Source organism: Hymenobacter coccineus (assembly GCF_001816125.1).
GTDB lineage: Bacteria > Bacteroidota > Bacteroidia > Cytophagales > Hymenobacteraceae > Hymenobacter > Hymenobacter coccineus.
Genome location: NZ_MDZA01000188.1, coordinates 1 through 19,402, shown reverse-complemented (window position 1 = coordinate 19,402; position 19,402 = coordinate 1). Strand labels below are relative to the sequence as shown.

General features: G+C 57.3%; 18 protein-coding genes and 2 pseudogenes. 14 read left to right on the top strand and 6 right to left on the bottom strand.

Going from position 1 to position 19,402, the window contains the following annotated elements:
- Nucleotides 1–489: 489 nt before the first annotated feature.
- Nucleotides 490–1,275, top strand: a pseudogene (locus tag BEN49_RS11900) (IS5 family transposase).
- A 338-nt stretch (nt 1,276–1,613) separates the two neighbouring features.
- Here the strand turns inward: BEN49_RS11900 and BEN49_RS11895 are convergent.
- Nucleotides 1,614–2,018, bottom strand: coding sequence for a helix-turn-helix domain-containing protein (locus BEN49_RS11895; protein WP_158022873.1), 405 nt, complete (start codon nt 2,016–2,018; stop codon nt 1,614–1,616).
- Between the two features lie 410 nt (nt 2,019–2,428).
- On the opposite strand from BEN49_RS11895, the gene BEN49_RS11890 reads away from it, so the two are divergent.
- The 6 genes from BEN49_RS11890 to BEN49_RS26870 all read left to right on the top strand — a co-directional run bounded on the left by BEN49_RS11890 (nt 2,429) and on the right by BEN49_RS26870 (nt 8,394).
- The gene (locus BEN49_RS11890; protein ID WP_070743708.1) at nt 2,429–2,728 is read left to right on the top strand and encodes a hypothetical protein; all 300 of its coding nucleotides are present in this window, start codon (nt 2,429–2,431) and stop codon (nt 2,726–2,728) included.
- Between the two features lie 268 nt (nt 2,729–2,996).
- Complete coding sequence (locus BEN49_RS11885) at nt 2,997–3,470, top strand: hypothetical protein (protein WP_070743706.1); 474 nt, start codon at nt 2,997–2,999, stop codon at nt 3,468–3,470.
- A 1,479-nt stretch (nt 3,471–4,949) separates the two neighbouring features.
- Nucleotides 4,950–5,711, top strand: a complete 762-nt coding sequence (locus tag BEN49_RS11880) for a ParA family protein (RefSeq protein ID WP_070743703.1) — start codon at nt 4,950–4,952, stop codon at nt 5,709–5,711.
- Entirely contained in the window at nt 5,708–6,148 is a 441-nt protein-coding gene (locus BEN49_RS26875) for a hypothetical protein (protein WP_125916797.1), read from the top strand. Before BEN49_RS11880 ends, BEN49_RS26875 begins: the two co-directional genes overlap by 4 nt.
- A gap of 335 nt (nt 6,149–6,483) precedes the next feature.
- Complete coding sequence (locus BEN49_RS11870; RefSeq protein WP_070743697.1) at nt 6,484–7,677, top strand: replication initiation protein; 1,194 nt, start codon at nt 6,484–6,486, stop codon at nt 7,675–7,677.
- Between the two features lie 534 nt (nt 7,678–8,211).
- On the top strand, nt 8,212–8,394 hold the full coding sequence (locus tag BEN49_RS26870; protein WP_125916795.1) for a peptidase associated/transthyretin-like domain-containing protein: 183 nt from the start codon (nt 8,212–8,214) through the stop codon (nt 8,392–8,394).
- Between the two features lie 118 nt (nt 8,395–8,512).
- Here the strand turns inward: BEN49_RS26870 and BEN49_RS25640 are convergent.
- A pseudogene (locus tag BEN49_RS25640) lies at nt 8,513–9,262 on the bottom strand (IS5 family transposase); the annotation flags it as partial.
- A gap of 521 nt (nt 9,263–9,783) precedes the next feature.
- On the opposite strand from BEN49_RS25640, the gene BEN49_RS11865 reads away from it, so the two are divergent.
- Nucleotides 9,784–10,659, top strand: a complete 876-nt coding sequence (locus tag BEN49_RS11865; protein ID WP_070743695.1) for an MvdC/MvdD family ATP grasp protein — start codon at nt 9,784–9,786, stop codon at nt 10,657–10,659.
- 1,005 nt (nt 10,660–11,664) lie between these two features.
- Here the strand turns inward: BEN49_RS11865 and BEN49_RS26865 are convergent.
- A complete protein-coding gene (locus BEN49_RS26865; protein ID WP_125916793.1) occupies nt 11,665–12,123 on the bottom strand; it encodes a hypothetical protein in 459 nt (152 codons plus the stop codon).
- 823 nt (nt 12,124–12,946) lie between these two features.
- On the opposite strand from BEN49_RS26865, the gene BEN49_RS11860 reads away from it, so the two are divergent.
- From BEN49_RS11860 to BEN49_RS11850, 3 genes are read left to right on the top strand one after another with little or no spacing between them, the layout of a single operon-like run.
- The gene (locus BEN49_RS11860; RefSeq protein ID WP_070743693.1) at nt 12,947–13,318 is read left to right on the top strand and encodes a ribbon-helix-helix domain-containing protein; all 372 of its coding nucleotides are present in this window, start codon (nt 12,947–12,949) and stop codon (nt 13,316–13,318) included.
- Complete coding sequence (locus BEN49_RS11855; protein ID WP_070743690.1) at nt 13,315–14,349, top strand: relaxase/mobilization nuclease domain-containing protein; 1,035 nt, start codon at nt 13,315–13,317, stop codon at nt 14,347–14,349. The genes BEN49_RS11860 and BEN49_RS11855 overlap by 4 nt, the downstream gene beginning before the upstream one ends.
- A 56-nt stretch (nt 14,350–14,405) precedes the next feature.
- Nucleotides 14,406–15,143 (top strand): hypothetical protein, encoded by a 738-nt coding sequence (locus tag BEN49_RS11850; protein WP_070743687.1) that lies wholly within the window; start codon nt 14,406–14,408, stop codon nt 15,141–15,143.
- Nucleotides 15,144–16,191: 1,048 nt separating this feature from the next.
- Here the strand turns inward: BEN49_RS11850 and BEN49_RS11840 are convergent.
- Nucleotides 16,192–16,764: a hypothetical protein gene (locus BEN49_RS11840; RefSeq protein ID WP_070743682.1), complete on the bottom strand. Its 573-nt coding sequence runs from the start codon at nt 16,762–16,764 to the stop codon at nt 16,192–16,194.
- Nucleotides 16,765–17,297: 533 nt separating this feature from the next.
- Here BEN49_RS11840 and BEN49_RS11835 point away from each other — a divergent pair.
- Entirely contained in the window at nt 17,298–17,552 is a 255-nt protein-coding gene (locus BEN49_RS11835) for a helix-turn-helix domain-containing protein (RefSeq protein WP_070743680.1), read from the top strand.
- Here BEN49_RS11835 and BEN49_RS26860 read toward each other — a convergent pair.
- Nucleotides 17,503–17,712 (bottom strand): hypothetical protein, encoded by a 210-nt coding sequence (locus BEN49_RS26860; protein WP_125916791.1) that lies wholly within the window; start codon nt 17,710–17,712, stop codon nt 17,503–17,505. The genes BEN49_RS11835 and BEN49_RS26860 overlap by 50 nt on opposite strands.
- Before the next feature lie 241 nt (nt 17,713–17,953).
- Between BEN49_RS26860 and BEN49_RS11830 the strand changes: the two genes are divergently transcribed.
- Complete coding sequence (locus tag BEN49_RS11830; protein WP_070743677.1) at nt 17,954–18,181, top strand: helix-turn-helix domain-containing protein; 228 nt, start codon at nt 17,954–17,956, stop codon at nt 18,179–18,181.
- Nucleotides 18,182–18,306: 125 nt separating this feature from the next.
- Here BEN49_RS11830 and BEN49_RS26855 read toward each other — a convergent pair whose 3' ends face one another.
- The gene (locus tag BEN49_RS26855) at nt 18,307–18,483 is read right to left on the bottom strand and encodes a YqaE/Pmp3 family membrane protein (protein WP_125916789.1); all 177 of its coding nucleotides are present in this window, start codon (nt 18,481–18,483) and stop codon (nt 18,307–18,309) included.
- Between the two features lie 636 nt (nt 18,484–19,119).
- On the opposite strand from BEN49_RS26855, the gene BEN49_RS28865 reads away from it, so the two are divergent.
- On the top strand, nt 19,120–19,402 hold a 283-nt coding region (locus BEN49_RS28865), incomplete at its 3' end, for a hypothetical protein (RefSeq protein ID WP_204376099.1).

Here is a 19,402-nt window from a genome sequence, read left to right as displayed (position 1 = left end):
CGGATGCCACCCCATAATCTCTTTCGGCGGCGAGCGAGCTGTCCAACTGGATTTTCTTTATCAACTGACGCGTGTCCTTTATAGCCACATGAGGCAGCCCTCACTCGGCGCCATGATGTTCTTCGAGCTCGTGCTGGTTGGCCGCATGAAAAACATTGTCAGTGGTAACCGCTTGTTGAGCACTATGTTTTGCGGCTCGACGTCCTCAACTTTCTGGACTACGGAGTGGACGAGAACCTGCCTTAGCACTCTACCATCAGTCGCACCTGACAGCTTTTTCCGACCGGCGTGTGCGAGTACCTATTTGACAATGTCTTTGCTCATTGCGTGGTCTCGTCTTAAGCGTCGGCCACACCCAGGCAGTGGGCTCGGCTCCTGTCAAAGCCAACGCCTGCCTGGAGAGCTTATGTTAAAAGTAGCTCGCCGAAGCTTTCTTACCCCGCTGCACGTGGCTAGAGCCTGTTATGAACTTGTGACGAACTTAGGGGCGTGGCCTACCCCAGTGACGTAAAAGACGACGAATGGAGCTTCGTCGCACCGTGTTTGTGCTTGATGAAGGAAGATGCGCCGCAACGCAACTACGCCTTGCGCGACGTATTTAATGGGTTACGCTACCTGGCTCACACGGGCTGCCCCTGGCGCTACCTGCCCGGCGACCTGCCACCCTGGGCAACGGTCTATCAGCAGTGGACGCGCTGGCGGGATGCGCGCGTTTTTGAAGCCATCGTGCATGATTTGAACGAGTTGCAGCGCATCTTACTCGGTCGTGAGGCCACGCCCTCTGTCGTAGTGCTCGACGGACGCACCTTACAGAGCACCCCTGAGAGTGGGCATCGGGCGGGCTGGGACGGGGCTAAGCGACGCAAGGGCAGTAAAGCGCACATCGCCGTCGATACGCTGGGCCAGTTGCTGAGCGTAGTCATCACGCCGGCCAACGAGCAGGAGCGGGCGCAGGTGGGCGAGTTGTGTCGGCAGGTGCAGGAAATTACGGGCCAGACCGTGACGGTAGGCTTTGACGACCAGGGCTATACGGGGGAGGAGGCGGAGTATGCGGCAGCTGTACACGACATTGACTTGCAAGTAATTAGAAAGCCCGAGGGCCAACCTGGCTTTGTCCTCTTGCCGAAGCGCTGGGTGGTGGAGCGCAGCTTTGCTTGGCTCAGCCGCTTTCGGCGACTAGGCCGCGACTAAGAACGGTTGAGCAGCAGCTTACAGCAACTCCATTTTGTGGTCTTCGCCTGTATTATGCTCGCCCGACACGCCACAAATGCATAACAGGCTCTAGTGAGCTGCTGCCGGACGTGTTGGCCTAACTACTTATATCGTCCCATAAATTAACTTATTGATTATCAATATGAATTAGTCCAATAAGGGCCCCCTTGCCCAGGCCTTGCCTTGCCTGCAAGCCCGCTTACAGCCTCACTTTCCAAGCTTGCTCGAACGCCCTTTGCGTACGTACGCTGGCGGAGTACCGCGCCGCGCCGCTGCTCGCTGGGACGCAGGTAGCGCTCCCCTGCCCCAAGCCGATCCATTTAGGCGTTGGGTTAGAGCCGGTGCGCGGCGCGCGGTAGGCATTGTAGGTCCCTAAAAGCGCTTAACCACTTAAGCCCTGGCTACTGGCTGTACTCATCGGTCTCGACGAGCACGTTGTTGATGGCCGTTAGGCGCGCCACGGCGCGCGCCAAGCTGGCGGCCGTCCCGTCCAGTTCCACCGACACGAACAGCGGGTGCTTAACCGCGCGGATAGCTGCTTCGCCCAAATGCCGGGGGGTGGGCGGGGCGTTGGTCTCCGGTTGGGCGGGGGCTGCCAACAGCTGCGTGAGGTCTTGGTTGCGCAGGGCCTCCACGCTCACGCCAAATACCTGCGCCAGCTTCGTCAAGGCGTCCAGTTTGGGCGTCGATTTGCCGTTCTCGTAGCGGCTGACCGTGTTGTAATCGGTCACGAGCTTATCCCCGAGTTCGGACTGGGAAAGCTCCGCTCGACGCCGTAAAAAGCGCAGGTTTTTTGCAAAATACATGGTCATGCGGGAAACCACGCAAAACTACCCGCCTGTAAATCCGCATTTTACTAAAATATTATGAATAAAATTGCGTATTTTGCTGTCTTTTAAATTTATCAGCTGCATATTGCAGCAAGTAGTTCTGCTTCTCTTGTCGGCGTTCGCTCCTCCGGTTATGGTGGCCAAGGGCGCTTCTTGGCCGCGCTGCTGCGCGAACGACTTATTTGTTTGTTTCCCGGCTTCATGTGCTCAACCCCTCCCCTGCGGCCCCCACGGGCAGACCTGCCGAGTGGCGACACGCGAACGGGCGTCCACAGCGCCGGAAGCCGTGGCCCTCGCCTGCTTTGCCCAAGCACCCGTACCCCAGGGGGTGCTGTGCCTACGCGCGCCGCACCACTCGCTTCTTTTTATTCCGTCCCTTCGCTCGTATGAGTTCCGCCAACAACAGGAGCCCCGCCAGTGCATTGCTGGCCCCTGCCCCTACCCCTGCTGCCAAAAATAAACCGGGCCCCCCAAAGCCGGCGAAGCAGGGGGTAGTGGAGGAAAAGAAGGACAAAAAGCATCCTTTCACCTCCACTATTACGGAAGACAACAAGCGGCAACTCGCGCAGTACCAAGCGCACAAGCCCGGCGGGGCCCGCACGACGGACGTACTAAACCAGGCATTGAAACGCTTCTTTGACGCCAACAAGCAGTACGCAGGCGTTGGCCTGGGGGAGAAGTCGTAGCACATCGGGCCGGAACGCTTGCGCCCGCCCGGCCAGTACCGGGGTAACCGCCCGTCGCGCCGAGATCGGTTCCGGGCCCAACGTACGGCTCCGGCGCATTTCGCAGCCTGTCGATTCGCTCAACGGCCTCGCAGGCCGGGCCCGGAAGTGGTAGGAGCAGGCGCTGCCGTACTTGGGCCCGGCGACCAGCGCCGCCCGATTACCTGAAGGCCGGTGCTCCGGGGCGTCCCGACCCCCAACAATTCCTTTACTTTTTCATGCCGAGGCCATGATGCGCATTGTTTTTGAATTTGACCAGGACGAAGCCGAGATCACCCCGGAGCTGCTCGAACAGTACTGGGCGGTGCACCCCGACGGCGGAGCCGCCGCGGCGGAGGTGCGGCGGCTCGGGTTGGAAAGTGAGTTGGCCTTGGTCGCCGCCGTGCAAGCGCAGCCCCAGGTGCTGCGGCAACTGTGGCTGGCGCGGGCCGTGCGCTGGCTGGAAAGCCTGGGCGATCCCGAACCTTTTGACCTGATCGAGCACGCCGTTGCGCCGGTGGACCTGTTCCCGCTGGCGGAGGGGCTGGCCGCGGACGCGCAGGCGTACTTTGAGGAAAACCGCACCCGTGAAGTTGACGCGACGGACGCCCTCGCCCGCTGGCTGCACACCCTAAGCCTGCAGCGGGTCACCGTGGAGGACGCGGAGGGCCCGCTCCTTTCCAGCGACGACGCGCCCCGTTGGCGCGGCCGAAAGCGTCGTTAAGCCGCCCTTCCGAGCCCCTGCCCCAGTGCCAGCGGTTCTGAGACGGCGTGGCGGGCACGGAGCTGTTTGGGCCCCTGGTGTCGGCCGGCTGCGCCGTTTCCGCGCGGGCAACTGAACTGGGTGCTGCCCATTATTGGGTGTTGTTAAACAAATTGGGGAAAACCTCCGAGTCCGTGGCCCACTGGTGCGGTTGCTCGTGATAAGGGGCAAAAGCGGGGTAAGCGCATCGAAAACCCACTAGTCTCACCCGTCCCCTAAAGTAATCGAACCCGGGTATTGAAAACGAACGTTAAGACTATTATTTTCCCCATGTGCCAGATAATACATTGTCAGACAGGGCACTAATTACAGAAATTGAGCAGCTGTGCGCTTGAGTCGGAGGTTTTACTCTAGTTGTTTAACAACACCCCACTGTGTGAAAGCTAACTCACTTGCTGCACCGGCGGTGGAGTAAACCTTTTGATTCGCTGCCCCTACCCTATTTGCTTTACCCTCCTTTGTCTTGTAAGACTCTTTCTGGATGGCACCAGTTTCTGTGTCGAGCCCCCCTAAACCTCACCGGCCCGCAAAATTTTTGCGCAGCACCGCCCTAGCCACGCAGCTGTTTGGTCACTTGCTATTGCGCCAATAACTATGTACAAGTGGCGCACGAACTATTTATGCAACTTGTTAAACTTATATAACTTTTTCAACTTATTGAGCTTATTATTTGATAGATTCTACCCTCATCATCCAACTTCTTAAGCCATTTAGTAGTGCTCGCTAAACCACGGCCGCTGCTAGTTACGCGCAAACCTTACTGGATTTCCCTCAATAATTATAATAAGTTAAGCTTATTGAAGCAAGTTTAACTAACCAAACTGCATGGTTCCCAATAGTTGCCACTGCAGCCAGCCGGTCAATCGCAGTGACCCGCAGCCGTTTTATCTTGTGGCAGTGCACAGTTAAAGGCTAATGTTTAGAAGTAGCGGAGCGACTTAGTGGCAGGTGCAACAAGTAGTTGCCTGCGCGTAGTTTTAACGCTTGCGTGCGGGCCGTCAAATCGCCAAGATCTGTAACGGACCGGGTGCGTCGGTAGTAGCTTCAAGGGACTAATCGTTCGCAGTACCGCGCCACCCTGGGTGAGCTAGTGCTTTGGATAGTTACTGGCGGGCATCGCCCATGTTCTGCAGCGTTCGGCGGCGTAGCGTTTTGGTTAGCGGTGGAGCACCACACCAGCAAGCAACACGGGTTAACTCCTCAGTAAGCTTACTAAGCTTATCAAACTCATAACATATGTTGAATAAACGTAATAAGTTGAGCAATTTGAGTAAACTTAATTTATTGCCTAATAAATTGTTAATAATCAGAAAGTTAATTATCAGTAAATGATCGTTACTCTTATTAACTTATTTAATAAGTCAAGTTTATTTAATGAGTTATATAAACTGTTGCTTGGTATCTGCTTATTATTGTCAACCATTAAGCAACTGCTCGGCTATGAAGATTATCACATTTGCCAATCATAAGGGGGGAGTTGGCAAGACCACTTCCACCCTGAACGTAGCCCAAACGCTCGTGCGGGATGGGCGCAAAGTCCTGTTAGTCGACTGCGACGCGCAGGGCAATCTCACGCAATCGCTTCGCTTGCCAGCGACGTACCCTGATTTAGGTCTGGTGCTGAGCAAGAAGGCTACCCTGGCGGAGGTAGTGGTGCCCCTAAACGATAAGCTAAGCTTAGTAGCCGCGACTGCCGAACTGGATTTTCTGGAAAAGGTACTGGCCCAGCAGTTCGGTTACGAGCACATCCTGCGCACTGGATTAGAGCCGTTGCACAACCAGTTCGACTACTGCCTACTCGATACCCCGCCCCGGCTCTCGGCGCTCACCTACGCTGCACTGGTCGCCAGCGACCGGGTGTTCATTCCGTGTCAGCCCGAATTTTACGGCTATACCGGCTTAACAAATCTGCTCGACGCCTGCGCCCGCGTGAGCGAACACTTCAATCCACAGTTGCGGGTAGGCGGGTTGTTCTTCACAAAGTACTCGCCCAAGTACCGGCGGCGGCTGCACCACGAGATAGTCGAATTGATTGGGGAGCGCTACGCCGCGGAACAGCTGGTGCTCAACACCACCATCCGCGAAAACGTCTCCTTGGCCGAAGCCCAGATTCAACAGGAAAGCATTTACCACTGGGCCCCGGCCAGTAACGGGGCCCACGATTACGAAGCGCTCACCCGCGAAATCCTTGCCCGTCTATGAACAGCAAAACCAAGCGTCCTTCGCTAACCGCTCTGCTACGGGAGCAACCAACTGTGCCTGCGCTCTCGCCCGAAGAGCAACAACGCATCCAGGCCGAGAACGACCAGAAGCTGTACGGCACTCGTTTACCAGGCGCACCAGCCGGATCTCTAGTCCCACCAGCTACTACGCCGCCCGCTACTACGTCACCGGCAAACGCAGGCAGTGGGGGAGGGGGCATCGTCGGCGACCGCTGGATTCCTTTTGGCACCTACTTGCACGACCAAGTGTACCTGACGCTTAAGCAGGCGGAGTTCTGGGAGCCCGGCTTCGAAATTCGTAAGTTCGTGAACAAAGTGCTGTTGACGGCCCTGGCTGAACTGCCCAACTCGCAGCAGCCATTGCCCGCCGAGCAGTTGGCGGCGGTCATAAAGAAAATAAATCGCACAAAAGCTTAAAAATCATCAGTATAAAAAAGTATAAAGCGCAATTTTTTTTCTCACGGTTATACTTTTTTATACCTTAAAAGCTAACTCGGTTGCAACAAAAAAGGCGTCCATTTAAAAGCTAGCTTTTTTTTATTATTACTCCTATTATAGTAGTATTATAGTTGGCCTAACTAACTGATTACTAATTCCCCCAAATGGTCAGTTGCAACAAAATAGACGTCAGGGTGCAACAGAAAAGACGTTAGCCTGCAACAAAATAGACGTCAAGTTGCAACAAAAAAGACGTCTACTCGCCGGCAGGATGCAACAAAAAAGACGTGGGTGCAACAAAAAAGACGTTTAGCATGGAAGAGCCCGATAAGATTGTTGCCCAGCATAACGCCCTGATTAACGCGCGTTTCAGCTTCTTGCCTTTGCAGATGCGCTTGTTTCTGGCGCTGCTGGCCCGCATTGAGTTTGAGGACGCGGACTTCAAAGAACACTTCGTGCCGGTCAGCGAGTTAGTGTTTGACCGCCGCGGCGGCTCAGCTTACGAGCAGGTAGACGAAATGTGTGAGAAGCTGACCCAGTTCACCCTTTACATCGAAGACCTGGAAGAGGGAACGCGGCGGCGGCGTAAAAAGCCCAATTACCAGTACTTGCCCCTGATGTCCAAGGCGGAGTACCGGGGGGATCTGGGCGGCGTACTGGCCATCTTCAACCCGCTGATCATGCCTTATTTGCTTCAGCTGCGGCAAAGTGGCAACTTTACGACGGCGGCCCTGGCGCAACTACGCAAACTCAAGAGTCCCTACTCCTTGCGCATCTATTGGCTACTAAAGGAATACGCTGACTTCGGGCGCCGCACAATGAGCGTTGACCAACTACGCTTCGTACTCAACATCGCCGAGCACGAGTACCCGCGGTTCAGTTCACTTAAATCGCGGGTACTCGACAAGGCCCAGGACGAACTGGCCGGGACCGACCTGCCCTTTACGTTCGAGCTGGAAAGGGAAAGCCAGGTAGTAAAACGCATCAAATTCCTGCTGCACCTGACGGAGGGTGCAACAAAAAAGACGTTGGCCACCGAGGATGGGGCTTCCAGTGACAACACGTCGGACTGGGGATTTTCCTTGCAACAAGTAGGGGTAAGCAAACGCAGCATTACCCAGATTGCCCGGCAATTGGAAACGGGCGAATACGACTTAGGGTACGTCGACTTTGTCTTGACACGCATTCAGCGGCAGCACAGCCTGGGCAAGGTTAAAAAATTAGCCGGAGCTATCTACAAAGCGTTAATAGAAAAGTACTTACTTGAAGAATATCTGGGAAGCCGAAAGCAGGCCGAACCAAAGAAAAAGCTACTGCTGGCACCAGTTGCGGAGCCTGAAATTGCCTTCAGCATGAGCGCGGTTCGGGAAATTTATGACAATCCCGGACCCTTCTTGAAGAGCAGGCGCCAGGAGGAAACCTTTGCGCAGCATGTGGAGCAGGTCTACCTAGCCGATGGCTTTGTTGCCGAGCTGCGGGCTGGTGAGGAGTGGCTGGTTAAGAAGTGACCGGAAAAGAACGGTAGTAGTCCAGGGAAACCTGGACCCCGCTGGGGTTACCAAAGGCCAGGTGCTCGGGGAAAGCCGGCACGGCGAGAGTGATAAAATTCGAATGAAACCCTGGACTCGGGGGTGCCACATGCCATGGCTAGCAGGCCGACCAGAGACCGCGCGCCGAGGCGGGGATACTTCATGGCAGGCAATGGCAACACAGTTACTCCGCTGGTACCCCTACCACCACGCCGCGGTGCCCCGGCGGACGCAGACACTGCCCTGCGCCCCACCACCTGGGTCCAATTCGGGTTTCGTCCTAACCTGCTGCTGGAGGGCCCAGTCGTCGCGTTTGTGTTCGCGGACTTGACGCACCTAGCCCAGCTACCTGGCGGCCGCCCCAGGAGTGCCCGTTTTAGACCTACCCGTCTACGGCTTGCTGGGCCCAGTGCAGCACAGCTGTACGCCAGCGACCTGGCGGCTCGTCAGGTGCTGCCCAGGCTGGACGGCGTCCGTCACCACCTGCGGCGCCCGGCTCTACGCGCTGCTCAATTGCCCAGTAAGCTAGGTACCGTGAGCAACGCCGATGGTGCGTTTGCACTCTTTCTGCCGGCCGGGCAGCGGGCCAACTCGGTGCGGGTATCGTGCCTGGGTTACGCCTCGGCGCGCGTGCCGGTGCAGGGCCCCGCGGCGCCGGCCGTACGGCTGCAACCACTGGAGGCTCATCTCAAATAGCTCAGCGGGGGGCAGGGTTCAGTTCAAACTAAGCTCTGCTCTGGCAGAGTACTCACGGGGCCTACTATGTAGTCCCTTCAGTCATTGCTAAGCTAAGCGCTTAGAACGTGTTTGGGAATTAAGAGGTAGTGGCTCGCCGAAGGGACATGGTCAAGTTGGCGACAAAGAGCCACGCGGCATGGCTAGCGGGCTGACGTTCGTAGTCCATGACCACTCGGCGAAAGCAGTTGAGCCAGGCACAGGTGCGTTCGACAACCCAGCGTTTAGCCACCGGCACAAACCCGCGGGTCGCCGTTGGTGGACGACTCGCCACTTGGTGTTGCCAGCCCAAAGTGTGCGTTTGCCGCGCAAAGCGTCCTTTGTACGCCTTGTCCGTCAAGACACTGCCTAGGCGGCTAGCCCAGGCTGGACGAAGCTGGTCTTGCGCAGGCAACAGCGGGAGAGCTCCGCGACTGTCGTGGCCATGGGCCGCGTGCACCACGACCCGCCAAATGCGTCCCCCCGTAGCACAGAGCCCCTGGCGTTTGCGTCCATTAACTCGTTTGTGGGCATCGAGCCCACGCTGCTGCCCCAGGCGTGGGGCTAGTTTGACGCTTTGGGCATCGACTAGCGCCAGCGAAGGCGTCGGCAGGCGTCCTTGGGCCAGCCGGTCGGCGCGGTTACTGGCCTGACTCAGGCGCTCGAAGGTGCCATTTGCCCGCCACTGCGCAAAGTAGTAATACACGACTGACCAGGGTGGAAAGCAGGCAGGCAAATTACGCCACTGACAACCCGTGCGGCAAACATAAAGCATCGCATCAAGTACTTGCCGTAAACAATGGCGGCGTTTTCGGCGCAGTGGCAGCAGGGGCACCATAACTTGCCACTGCGAGTCAGTAAGGGGTTGATGTACGTCAACCCTAAAGCTAGTGGGAGCCTAGGAACTCCGCCTGCTACTTACTGGCTCGTTTTCTTTTGGGCTACTCTAATTCCCAAACACGTTCTTAGAGCCGGCTGGCTGCCTTCGAATTCGAACGGCGCCTTAATGCCAGCCAAACGGCTCTTCGCTGGCGTAGGCGTTCTTGCTAAGCGAGTCGAGTGCCACCAGCGTAATCAGGGTGGTTTACTGGAGAAGAACAGGGCACTAGAAACGCTTTTGGCAGTAGGCCCCCCCGAACGAACAATGCAAGCAAGAGCAGGCAATCGACCTGTTTTTAGCGCACGGGTCGCGTTCATGAACCACTGCGTGCGTAATTGATCGAGTGATTCCTGGCCCATTCAATGCCCGCACAGGGCCTTGCCCAGCTACCCGGGCCAAAACGCGGCTAGCTGCTGCGTTCGCTCCGTCCAGAACAGCTGTTTGGTGATCGGCTCAACCGTCGTCCAGTCCCTAATGGGCTGGGCTACCCCTTGCTGCACCAGCACCAGGATTTCGCCCCGCGTCAAGGTGTGGGCCAGTCCCTGGCCCTGAAAGGCATTGAGCGCTTCACGGCCGTGTGGTTCCGACGCGTCAAGAAACCGGTGCTTGCCCTGGCCGAGGCGCACGTAGCCGAGTACGTGGCCGGGGAACTGCGGCCCTGCTGCAAACCCTGTACCTGTTGCTGGACTGCAAGTGGGTTAGCCAGCCAGCTTACATCTACTCAAGTCGAAAACAAGCTTTACCAACTTAAGCGGGCGGAGGAGCTGGGCTTTACAGTACCGGAAACGCTGGTGACCAATGAAAAATCAGCTTTGCGGGATTTTTTTCATCGTCACCAGTGCGAGGTTCTTCTGAAGCCGCTTTACAACACCCGGGTGGCGCAGGGCGAGGAGCAGCGGATACTTTTTACCAACAAGCTGAAGCCGGAGCACGTCGCGCAACTTGACTGTCTGCTAACCCCCAGCATCTGCCAGCGCAACATTCCCAAGGCCTACGGGGCGCGCGTGACCGTAGTGGGCCAAGAGGTCTTTGCGGCGGCGGTGGATTCCCAAGCCATGGCTGCTATCCGGCAGGGCTGGCGGCGTGATCGACTACCATTTCGGGCTTACGAACGGCCAACCACCATAGCCGGCAAATGCGTGGCCCTGGTGCAGACCTTGCAATTGCGGTTCGGAGCCATTGACCTGATAAAGTCAACGGATGGCCAGTGTTATTTTCTGGAAATCAATCCCAACGGGCAGTGGGCCTGGGTGGAACTGGATTGCGGCCTGCCGATTTCCCGCGCGCTGATTGCGGAGTTCACCACTTGGTGCGCCCAGCATGGCTGTTTTCTCCACCCTACGGGCCCGGCTGCAATTTGTAGCTGATAACCACGGTTTCTTTCGCCGCCACACGCCTGTCACCTTAATAGGTAGTAGCACCCGTGGTAGGCCCTACCCTGCTGCCTGAGTCCCCGACGTTGGACCAGCACCTGGAGTTTATAAAGGAAACCTTTGGCAAGGAAAACGAGCGCAAGACTGCCCTGGAAGGCAAGGCCGGGCGACTGCTGGGGTAGGCGGGCTTTGTACTGTCGCCGGTGGCCCTTCTCACGCCGCTCATTGTCTACAGTCTGGCGCAGTTACCGAAGCCCTTACTCGTCGTCGTAGCCGGGTTATTCACGGCTACCATTCTGTTTTTCACCAACTCGGTATTTCACACAGCCTTACGACGAAGGTACTGAAGTGAAATTATACGCGGTCGCGCGCGAAGAACATATTCAAGCACTACCCAGCTGTCACCGTTACCCCGCCTGCTACCTATGAGCCCTATAAAAGCGAGCTGGTACTGGCCTATTACAAATCCTGCCAGCGCAATAAGGATAATAACGACCAGAAGGCCAACTTTCTGAATGACGCGGCCCATTCTTTTGCAACGGCCCTGTTGTTGCCAATGGTGCTGCTCTTATTGGTAAGCGCGAGCTTGCTGTTCAAGCGTAGCGGTCCTAGCAAAGTGCGACTGGTGCCGGGCCCGATAGTGGAAGTCGGGTAACCAGTGCCCGCCAGAAAGGGTGATACGCTGGTCAAGAAAGCACCCCATGTCTTACCTGTTGGGTAGGTAGTCAATGGGGTGCTCGCAAAGCAAGGGCTAAGTTTCTGTTGGGCAAGGTGGCCTTACCGCCCTTGCCAAAAGGTGTCTGATTGAGCAAAGTAGAGGGGTTGCCATCGAGTAGTTTATTCTCGCGAGCCATAGTCCACTTGCCGGCAAACCCAAGTTAGTACTCGGGTAGCAACAGCCATAGCCTGCGAAGCATAGTCGACAAACAATGCGGCTGGAAGGCAAGTGCTATTTTGTCGAATCCACGCAACTGCGAAAAACACTCGTCCTGTTCTACATTAAACGCCGGAACCGGCCGCAGCAGTAGTGGCGAGAGTAGTAGCAATAGCAGTGTTGAGGTTGCGAAATTTAGTGCACCAATCAGGATTATCAGTAGGCAACAAGTCTTCGGGAGTGATGATATTTTTTTGCTTGCATACCATCATAATCTGCCTGGCTAATCCTTCCTCCAGTATTGGCTGTGAAAGGATAGGGTCGGCTTTTTTGCGTGATACCATCTCCACATATTGTAGCAATCCGGCGAGAGTCTCTGGAATGTAGTAAGCTGTTGTATCATAAGCAACGCCAGGGGTCTTTTTACTGATTCGACCACCAGCGCTTTTTTTGGGTGGAGGGGATTGGGCAGCCATTTGAATGAAATAAGAAATGGAAGGAACGAAAGAAACTGATAAGAAGAAAAAACCTAGCTTTGAGCAAGGTAGCGTTAAGGGCGGTATGTAACAAAGCTTGAGTAGCAAAAGATGAGATAAAGTGTTAAAAATATTGTTTATTATAATTCATTCAAAGAATAATTTTGTTTTCATGCATACTCTCAAAAGTGGCTTTTGAGAGTATTTGTGTTGATTAAAGGATACGTAAGATCATTTGAAAAAATATTGTGCACTTGACTAGCTATTATTCATTGTTCAGCATCCTTTGTATGTCTTATGCATTGTATTATTGCTAAATAATGTTTTTACTAAAACTGTTATTACCCGGCTTTATAAGTTACCCATAAAGATGAAAAAAAGATAATTTAGGTTAACTCATACCAATGATTATCATTCTAGTACTGAAAATTAGTATAGCTCTATTACCCAAAATAGCTGAAAATTAGTAATCGGATTCTGAGCGTTTCGAGTTATAATAGTTTAAGAGAAATTTATTGGAATTTGATGAATGGTCTTTGGTTAGTGTGCTAATCTTCTTTATGTAAAAAAAGTTAACCTACAAATTATGATTATAATTCATAGGCTGATTTCTGGTTTAAAGGTTATTGCTTTTTCTGGAGTTGAGAAAACTTTAGTTATCCTGGTTAACCAGTTAAACAGTTTATTGGAAATTGCTTGATGATAGGTGTTAATGTTGTGACTTGATAATAGGTGTTGATGTTGTGAAGAGCAGGCAGTGGGGACGACAAAAGATTACTATAGGACTTGTAAAAGGGCGGCATTAGTGTTAATGCTGGACCGAAGAATTATGTAAAGCAAGAAGTGTTGCGCCCGTGTTGAATTACGAAAAGGCCCCCTTTGCTTATCCCCACCATCGCCAAACTTCAGTAAATCTGCGCTTACCCATTTTATGGCTGACTCCAACGGACCTGAGAAAAAGAAGCGTGGCCCAGGGCCGCGTCCCAAAGCTCTTCACTACAAATCACTCACGATTTCACTGCCGCCACAGGACATTGACCGCCTGCTGGAACAGAAAAAGCAAACCGGCCGCAGCCGTTCTGAGCTGCTGCGGCGAGCCTGGCAAGGCTTGCCGCTGACACCCCAGGTGAAGCGCGGAGTACTATCAGTGGCTTTCTATCGACAGTTGGTGAGGCTAGTGAAAAGCCTAGAAGAACTGGTGGCTACGGACGAATTTGGACCGGCTACCCAGGGGCAGGCGCAAGCTAAGCTTGACCAGGTACAGCGGTTCATAAGCGTTTTAAATGAAGGCGACACGCAATGATTGCCCATGCGATTACCGGCGACAGCTTTCGGGCAGTTTGCGCTTATCTGTGCCAGGAAAGCAAGAAGGCGGAAGTCCTGGCCGCCGAAGGAGTCCGTACGGACAGCGCGCAGCATATGGCGGAGGACTTTACTTTTCAGCAACAGCTGCGACCAAATCTAGGCAAGGCCGTGTTCCACATCGCCCTGTCGTTGCGGCCCGAAGATGCCGAGGGGCGCAGTCCGGAAGAGGTAAGCACGCTGCTGAAAGCCGCTAGCCAGGCGTATCAGAAAGAACTGGCGAAAGCAATTGGCCCCTTAAAGACCCAATGGCTACTAGTACAGCACTTTGATAAAGACCATCCGCATGCACACTTGGTGATGAATCGAGTGGATGACCACGGCCAGGTTATTCCGGATGCATTCATCGGGGAGCACAGCCGGCGCGCGTGCCAGCAGGTCGAGCAGCAATTGGGCCTGGCCACGGCCGAAGAGCAGGGCCGCGCGCAAGCGCGGCGCGAGGGGCCTACAAACCGGCAAATGGCCGCGGATACTCCCCGGAAAGTGCGCACGGCGGGTTGGCAGCGGGCAAGGCATACGGTCGCCAACGCGCTACAACCCGCGGTGGGTGACAGTGGAGGTTTTGGGGAGCTAGCGGACAAGCTTGCGCCCCAGCGCATCAAGCAAGTGGTGAGTGAGCACCGGCACAAGGATGGGTCAACCAGGTACGGGGTTCGCTACGAATACAATGGCCACCGGTTCAAAGGGGGAGAAGTAGGGCCGCAGTTTACGGCACCAAAGCTGTTGGAAGGCTTTGCGCAAGTTCAGGCGGAACGGCAGGCGCAGACCAAGCAGCAAGTGACGTCGGCGATAATGGAATTCACCAATCTCTTCGAGACGGGACGGCTGAATGCGCTGTTAAAGGAAGGGGCGCACGCTGCCGCGCAACGAACGGTTGAGGTAAAAAAACCGATTCAAGCGCCCCTACAGTCAACCGTCCAGGTGGCACGCTCCTTGCCAGCCCTGAGCCAATCGGACGAACTGGAACTGTAAGGAGCAGCTTTACGGGCCAGTCGTCGCAACCTATTTTATCTGTTTTTATCTGTTTCATGACGGCCGAAGAAATTTACCATTTGATGAAGGCGCTTCAGGGCCAACTGGAAATTATTCTAAAACGAGAAGAGCCCATTACCCGAGCAGAGCTGGTAGGCTTCGTCAAAGAAATAAGGGCGCAACCCGTTTCGGCCCCGGACCCGGTGAAGCTGGCGCAGCAGCTAATGCCGCAACTGATGGCGCAGTTGCCGAAGCAATTGCCCATGAAGATTGAGCCGAAGACGGAGGAGGTAGCCAAGCTGCTCTCGCCCCTCGTCAATGAGCAGGTAACGGCCATCACGGCCACGAATGAGCGCCTGCTAGTAGGCCTGACCCAACACCTAGCGACGAGCGACGCGACGCTAGCCGCGCGGCTGAAGGACCTGGAAGCGCGCGATGCGAGCTTTCAGAAGACAACCGATAGAATCCCGCGCAGGGTAGAAGTGGATTTTGTGCGGGGTTGGCTAAATTTAGCGTATGTAGCATTGGGGCCACTGCTGATTGTGCTGGCAATATTGGGGATGATCGGAACCTTCTCGAAAGACCCGGTAGCCAATTATAATCGCGTCTTTCAAGCATATGTTGATTGTAGAGCGCGTAGCATTAGCCTAGCAAGGGCAAATGACAGTTTGCGGCAAGAGGGGTTTGCCCAGCGAAAAGAACTGATTTTTTACCGAAACCAGTTGCGTCAACATCGGAAGAAGTTTCCCAAATTCGCAGCTGGTTTGCCCGTGTATTCGCCTGCTAAGAAATAGTAACCTGGCCGGTGGCCACCTGGGTAGTGGCGGCCGGCCGGGCTACCTAGGTGGACATGCTCCTGCTGTCACGCGGAGCTTGGCCGGTAGAGCGTGGTACGCCAGAGAGTCGTATGCGCATTATTTTAAGCGCCTGAGCAACTTCTGTTCTACGTCGGTCGCAGTTCCGTAGGCACGAGGCGGCCGGTGGGGTCGGGGAAGAAGATGGTTAAGATGCCAAGGACGCAACCATTTAGCGTTCTGTGCAGGCCCAGCGAGTCGGTCATTTGCGGCGGCCACGAAACAGGAGCAGCGGGTACCCCAAAAACCTGACGCCCATTTGAAGTAGCTTCTGGCACTTATTTCTTTAATGCCCGGTCGGCGCGTTACCCACCCAAAGCTTGGCCGCCCGTGCCGCGGCCTCCGCCTTTTTCTGAGCGGTTTCAATCACTACTTTCTGAGCGGCGGCGAGCTTACGCCTGCTTATTAGCCGGCATTCGTTTATTAGCCGGCATTCGTTGTGGCCATCCGAGCGCGTCGCCCGCACCCGCTGGCCTTCCCAGTTCACAGCGGCTGCGCCGTAGGCCAAGCTTTTGGGCGACTCTGGTAGCCCTTTGCCAAAAGGATACACTGCCTCCGCCGCCAGCAGGGGCCGGTCAGTGCCCTGGGCCGAAGCATCGAAAGAAACAAACAAGGCAGTCCTTCCTGTTGCACGGCCTGCTGCCAGGCAGCCGGCTTCTCGTCGAGGGAGACGCTGAGCACCGTGAAGCCCGCGCTTTGGTCGCGGAAACGCTGGCAGGTGGCGAGTACCTGTCCAACTTGTCGTAACGCGTAGCCGCGCGGCGAAACTGCTGGAGGCGGCTGAAGCGTCACTCAATGGGGTAGCGCTGCGCGTAGCGGGCGTCGTAGGCCGTGTTGAGAGCAGACTGGCAGGAGTCCGGCGCCGAAGGGTCGGGCTGCCGAGGCTGTGTAGGTCGCTAATAAGGTTGGGTACCCGAAGCTGGTTTGAGCGGCTCAGCTGGGGTCCGCCCGGGTAGCCCTGCTACCCAAGGAGGCCCAGCTCTGGTACCTACTGAGCGTTCTCGGCCTTGAGCTTGGCCTGGGCCTGAGCGGCTTGCTCGGCTTCAAGGGCCTTGCTGAGTACATCAAACTGGCCTTCCATGCCCATGCCGGTGGCCTGCTCGCGGTAAGCGGCCCGCGCCCGGCTGCCCTCCCAGAAGAGCCGGTAACTACCCTGGGCCTGGCCGGGCCCGAACAGGTAAGTCGCTTCCGGCCGCAGCACGGTTGGGTCGCCCAGGGCCATAAAACGGCAGAATCTGCCGTTGAGAAAATAGTAGAACTGCGTGCGGACCTGCTTATGGTGCTTGCCGAACCAGCCCTCGCTGCCTTCGTACTCATACGTGCGCGTCAGCTCACCCGGCGAGGGGGGCAGGAGCCGCATTTTGGGAAAAGCGCTCAGGGGCTGGCCGAAGATGTGGCCCGCGATGCCGTTGAGCGAATCGACTTTGCCGCCGAAGGGAAACTGAGACGCCGGCTGAGGGGAATTTCCGACGGCCGGCGCCCCGGTCGTTGTGGCCGGGCTGGGCGAGGAGCAACTGGTCAACAGGGCCCCGGTCAAGGCCACGAGGGCAGCAGGAACCAAAGGAAAACGGAAAGAGGGGCGCATCGGCGTTAAATTGTAATCAAGAAAAAACAGGAAAATGGGCCGGAAGTAGTGCCTTGTCCGTTCCACGCGGCCCTTGGTTACCCCAATGCCCATCCGCTCGTCGCTGGCCCAGCGAGTGCCCCTACGCCGCCGGGGTGGGCGAAGCGCAACGCGGTGGCATCGCAGCGGGCGGGGCGGCCCGTTGGGCGTAGCGGGAGCAGACGCTTGGGCCCGTTCGGTCGGGCGGTGGACAGGACCCCGGGCTACTCGCGGAGCATAAGGACAGCAGACGAAAAGTAGGCCGCGTGGTGCGGTTGGGCAGGAGGGAGAAGGCAGCGTAAACGGGGCGTTGGAACAGGGTAGCCTTCCCGGCGGGGAAGCACGGGATTAGCAAAGTGGGCCAGGCTGCGGCAGCAGGGCGAGGGGCAAAGGGAAACGTAGCACGAAAGCGGCCGCAAGATAGCGGAGAAAAGGAAAATGTGATCACATGTGATTACAAGGCCGGTACTTTTCAGTTCCAGCTTGCTGGGGTGAAAAACGAGGTGGTTCTGCATGCTTTCGGGCAGCACCTGCGGCGCTTGCGCGAGGCCCGGGGCTGGAGCCAGCAGGCGCTGGCCGACGTGGCCGACGTGTCCAAGCCCACGGTGTACCGCATCGAAACCGCCCGGTACTCCGTGACGCTGGACGTGCTCGTGTCGCTGGCCCAGGCCCTGGAGATTCCGCTGGCCGAGCTGGTCAGCTTTGCGCCGCCCGGGCCCCGTCCGGGGGCGGGGCCAAGCCGCTAGGGGCCGCGGGCGCTGGAGGAGCAGGACCCCGCCGGTAGGCGTTTTCCCCGCCGTCGCGTCGCAACTGCGCCGCCTCGATCTTCAGGACCTGGCGGCGCTCGCGCAAGGCTTCGCGCAGGGCGTCGGCGACGTGCGCGCCCACGGCCCGCTCAACGGGCACGGTCAGCGTTGTGCAGGGTACAGGCCACGAAGCCTTCCAACTCGAGGGCGAGCAGCGCCCGTTGCTGGGCCTTGGCCCGCCGGCGGGCGCGGCGCACGTGGCGCAGGTGTTTGCGGTCGCACAGGAGGACACCCCCCAGCCGGGCGAAGGCCGCCGCGGGTGCACAAATTTACGCGTCTTTTAGCAAAAGGGGGAACTATGTGTCCACAAAAGCGCGACTGACTGGCCGGAGCTTGCGCCGGTGAAGAAACCGGCCAGCATCCACGCGTTCGGCCAGCACCTGCGGCGCTTGCGCGAGGCGCGGGGCTGGAGCCAGCAGGCGCTGGCCGACGCGGCGGACATCACCAAAAAGACGGTCTACCGGATGGAAACGGCCCAAACGGCGCCCACGCTGGACGTACTCGTGTGCCTGGCCGAGGGGCTGGAGATTTCGCTGGCGGAACTGGTGACGTTTGCGCCCACTACCTGATGGCGCAACGGGCGGTACGGGCTTGCCACAGCAGTTGCATCCGGCATAGTTACCTGGTGCGGCGGTTGGCAATTAGCCGACCGCTGCCCGTTTTGAAGACTCCTAGCCGGTCGTTACCGGATCAACTAAGCCGGCCGCTGGTGCCGGCGCCGCCGGCGCTGCCGCCGCAGGTGCTCAGCGGCCACCGGTGCGCCCACAATCCACCCAATGAGTGTGGGCTGGAGCACCAACAAGAGTATTCCCAAGCCGGGACGCCGGTTGAAGGCCAGCGATAGTCCCGGAAGCAGGTAAGCAAGGAGCATGCGTAAGTAGCTAGCTAGCGGGTTGGCTCTTTTGTGTCGAAGATAAACAGCAAAAGGGTAGCCTGCGAAGTCAACCCGGTCTCCAAATGTTCCGTCACCAGTACCGGATTTGCTGGCCCGCGTTCGTTCCGCGGCCCGTCACGGCGGGTGTTTTTGCACGCACTGCCACGCAACGCGCGGGCGATGAGGCGCCGCTTTTTGGCGCGCGTTCCTTCCCCTGCCCGGTTGCTGGCCCCCAACGCAGCCTAAAAAGCTGCTTCGTCTTGGGTGTGCCCCACCCCGCCGCATACGCCCGGGCCTTGCCGCGCCTAGTCTTGCTTTCGCAGTTGGTGAAGGCAGTGGGGACGCGGCGCCTTTCCCAGCCGGCACCTCCGGATCAGCGTTGGGAAGGGCTGGGCCGTCGACCAAGTCCCGGACCTTTGGGGCCAGGGCCCGATTCAGGGAGATCCGCGCGTCGAGAGTGGGTGCGAACTGCCGCAGCCCGATGGGTTTTTGTGGACACATAGTTCCCCTTTTGCTAAAAGACGCGTAGCTTTGGGCCCGTTGCCGTCTTTTCCACTGCCCCGGGCGCGGAAGGCCCTTGCGGCTGGGCCCACGCAGCGATCGGCGCCCGCCTCCGCTAACTCTTAGCTAGCCATGACAACCCCTGATTTGCCGTTGCTCCCCCCGGGGGCCCGGCGCATCCCCTTCGCCGCGGCGTCGGCGCCGCAGGCGGCGCAGGCGCTGGCCTACGCCACGGCGCACTTGGCCGCGCTCTTTCCCCGGCTGGACTGGCCCGCGTGGCGCGACGCGTTCGGGGATGTCCAACCCGACCTGGTGGTGCAGGGGCCGGCGGCGTGGCTGGAGGGGCCGGCCCTGGTGCGCCTGGTCCAACGCTTGGCCACGTCCGCGGACCACCCCGGGTCCGGCCCGCCCGGGT

Bases quoted from the DNA above. Each gene is read 5' to 3' on its own strand.
- BEN49_RS11895 (WP_158022873.1), bottom strand. From the start codon at position 2,018: ATGTATTTTGCAAAAAACCTGCGCTTTTTACGGCGTCGAGCGGAGCTT.
- BEN49_RS11890 (WP_070743708.1), top strand. From the start codon at position 2,429: ATGAGTTCCGCCAACAACAGGAGCCCCGCCAGTGCATTGCTGGCCCCT.
- BEN49_RS11885 (WP_070743706.1), top strand. From the start codon at position 2,997: ATGATGCGCATTGTTTTTGAATTTGACCAGGACGAAGCCGAGATCACC.
- BEN49_RS11880 (WP_070743703.1), top strand. From the start codon at position 4,950: ATGAAGATTATCACATTTGCCAATCATAAGGGGGGAGTTGGCAAGACC.
- BEN49_RS26875 (WP_125916797.1), top strand. From the start codon at position 5,708: ATGAACAGCAAAACCAAGCGTCCTTCGCTAACCGCTCTGCTACGGGAG.
- BEN49_RS11870 (WP_070743697.1), top strand. From the start codon at position 6,484: ATGGAAGAGCCCGATAAGATTGTTGCCCAGCATAACGCCCTGATTAAC.
- BEN49_RS11860 (WP_070743693.1), top strand. From the start codon at position 12,947: ATGGCTGACTCCAACGGACCTGAGAAAAAGAAGCGTGGCCCAGGGCCG.
- BEN49_RS11855 (WP_070743690.1), top strand. From the start codon at position 13,315: ATGATTGCCCATGCGATTACCGGCGACAGCTTTCGGGCAGTTTGCGCT.
- BEN49_RS11850 (WP_070743687.1), top strand. From the start codon at position 14,406: ATGACGGCCGAAGAAATTTACCATTTGATGAAGGCGCTTCAGGGCCAA.
- BEN49_RS26855 (WP_125916789.1), bottom strand. From the start codon at position 18,483: ATGCTCCTTGCTTACCTGCTTCCGGGACTATCGCTGGCCTTCAACCGG.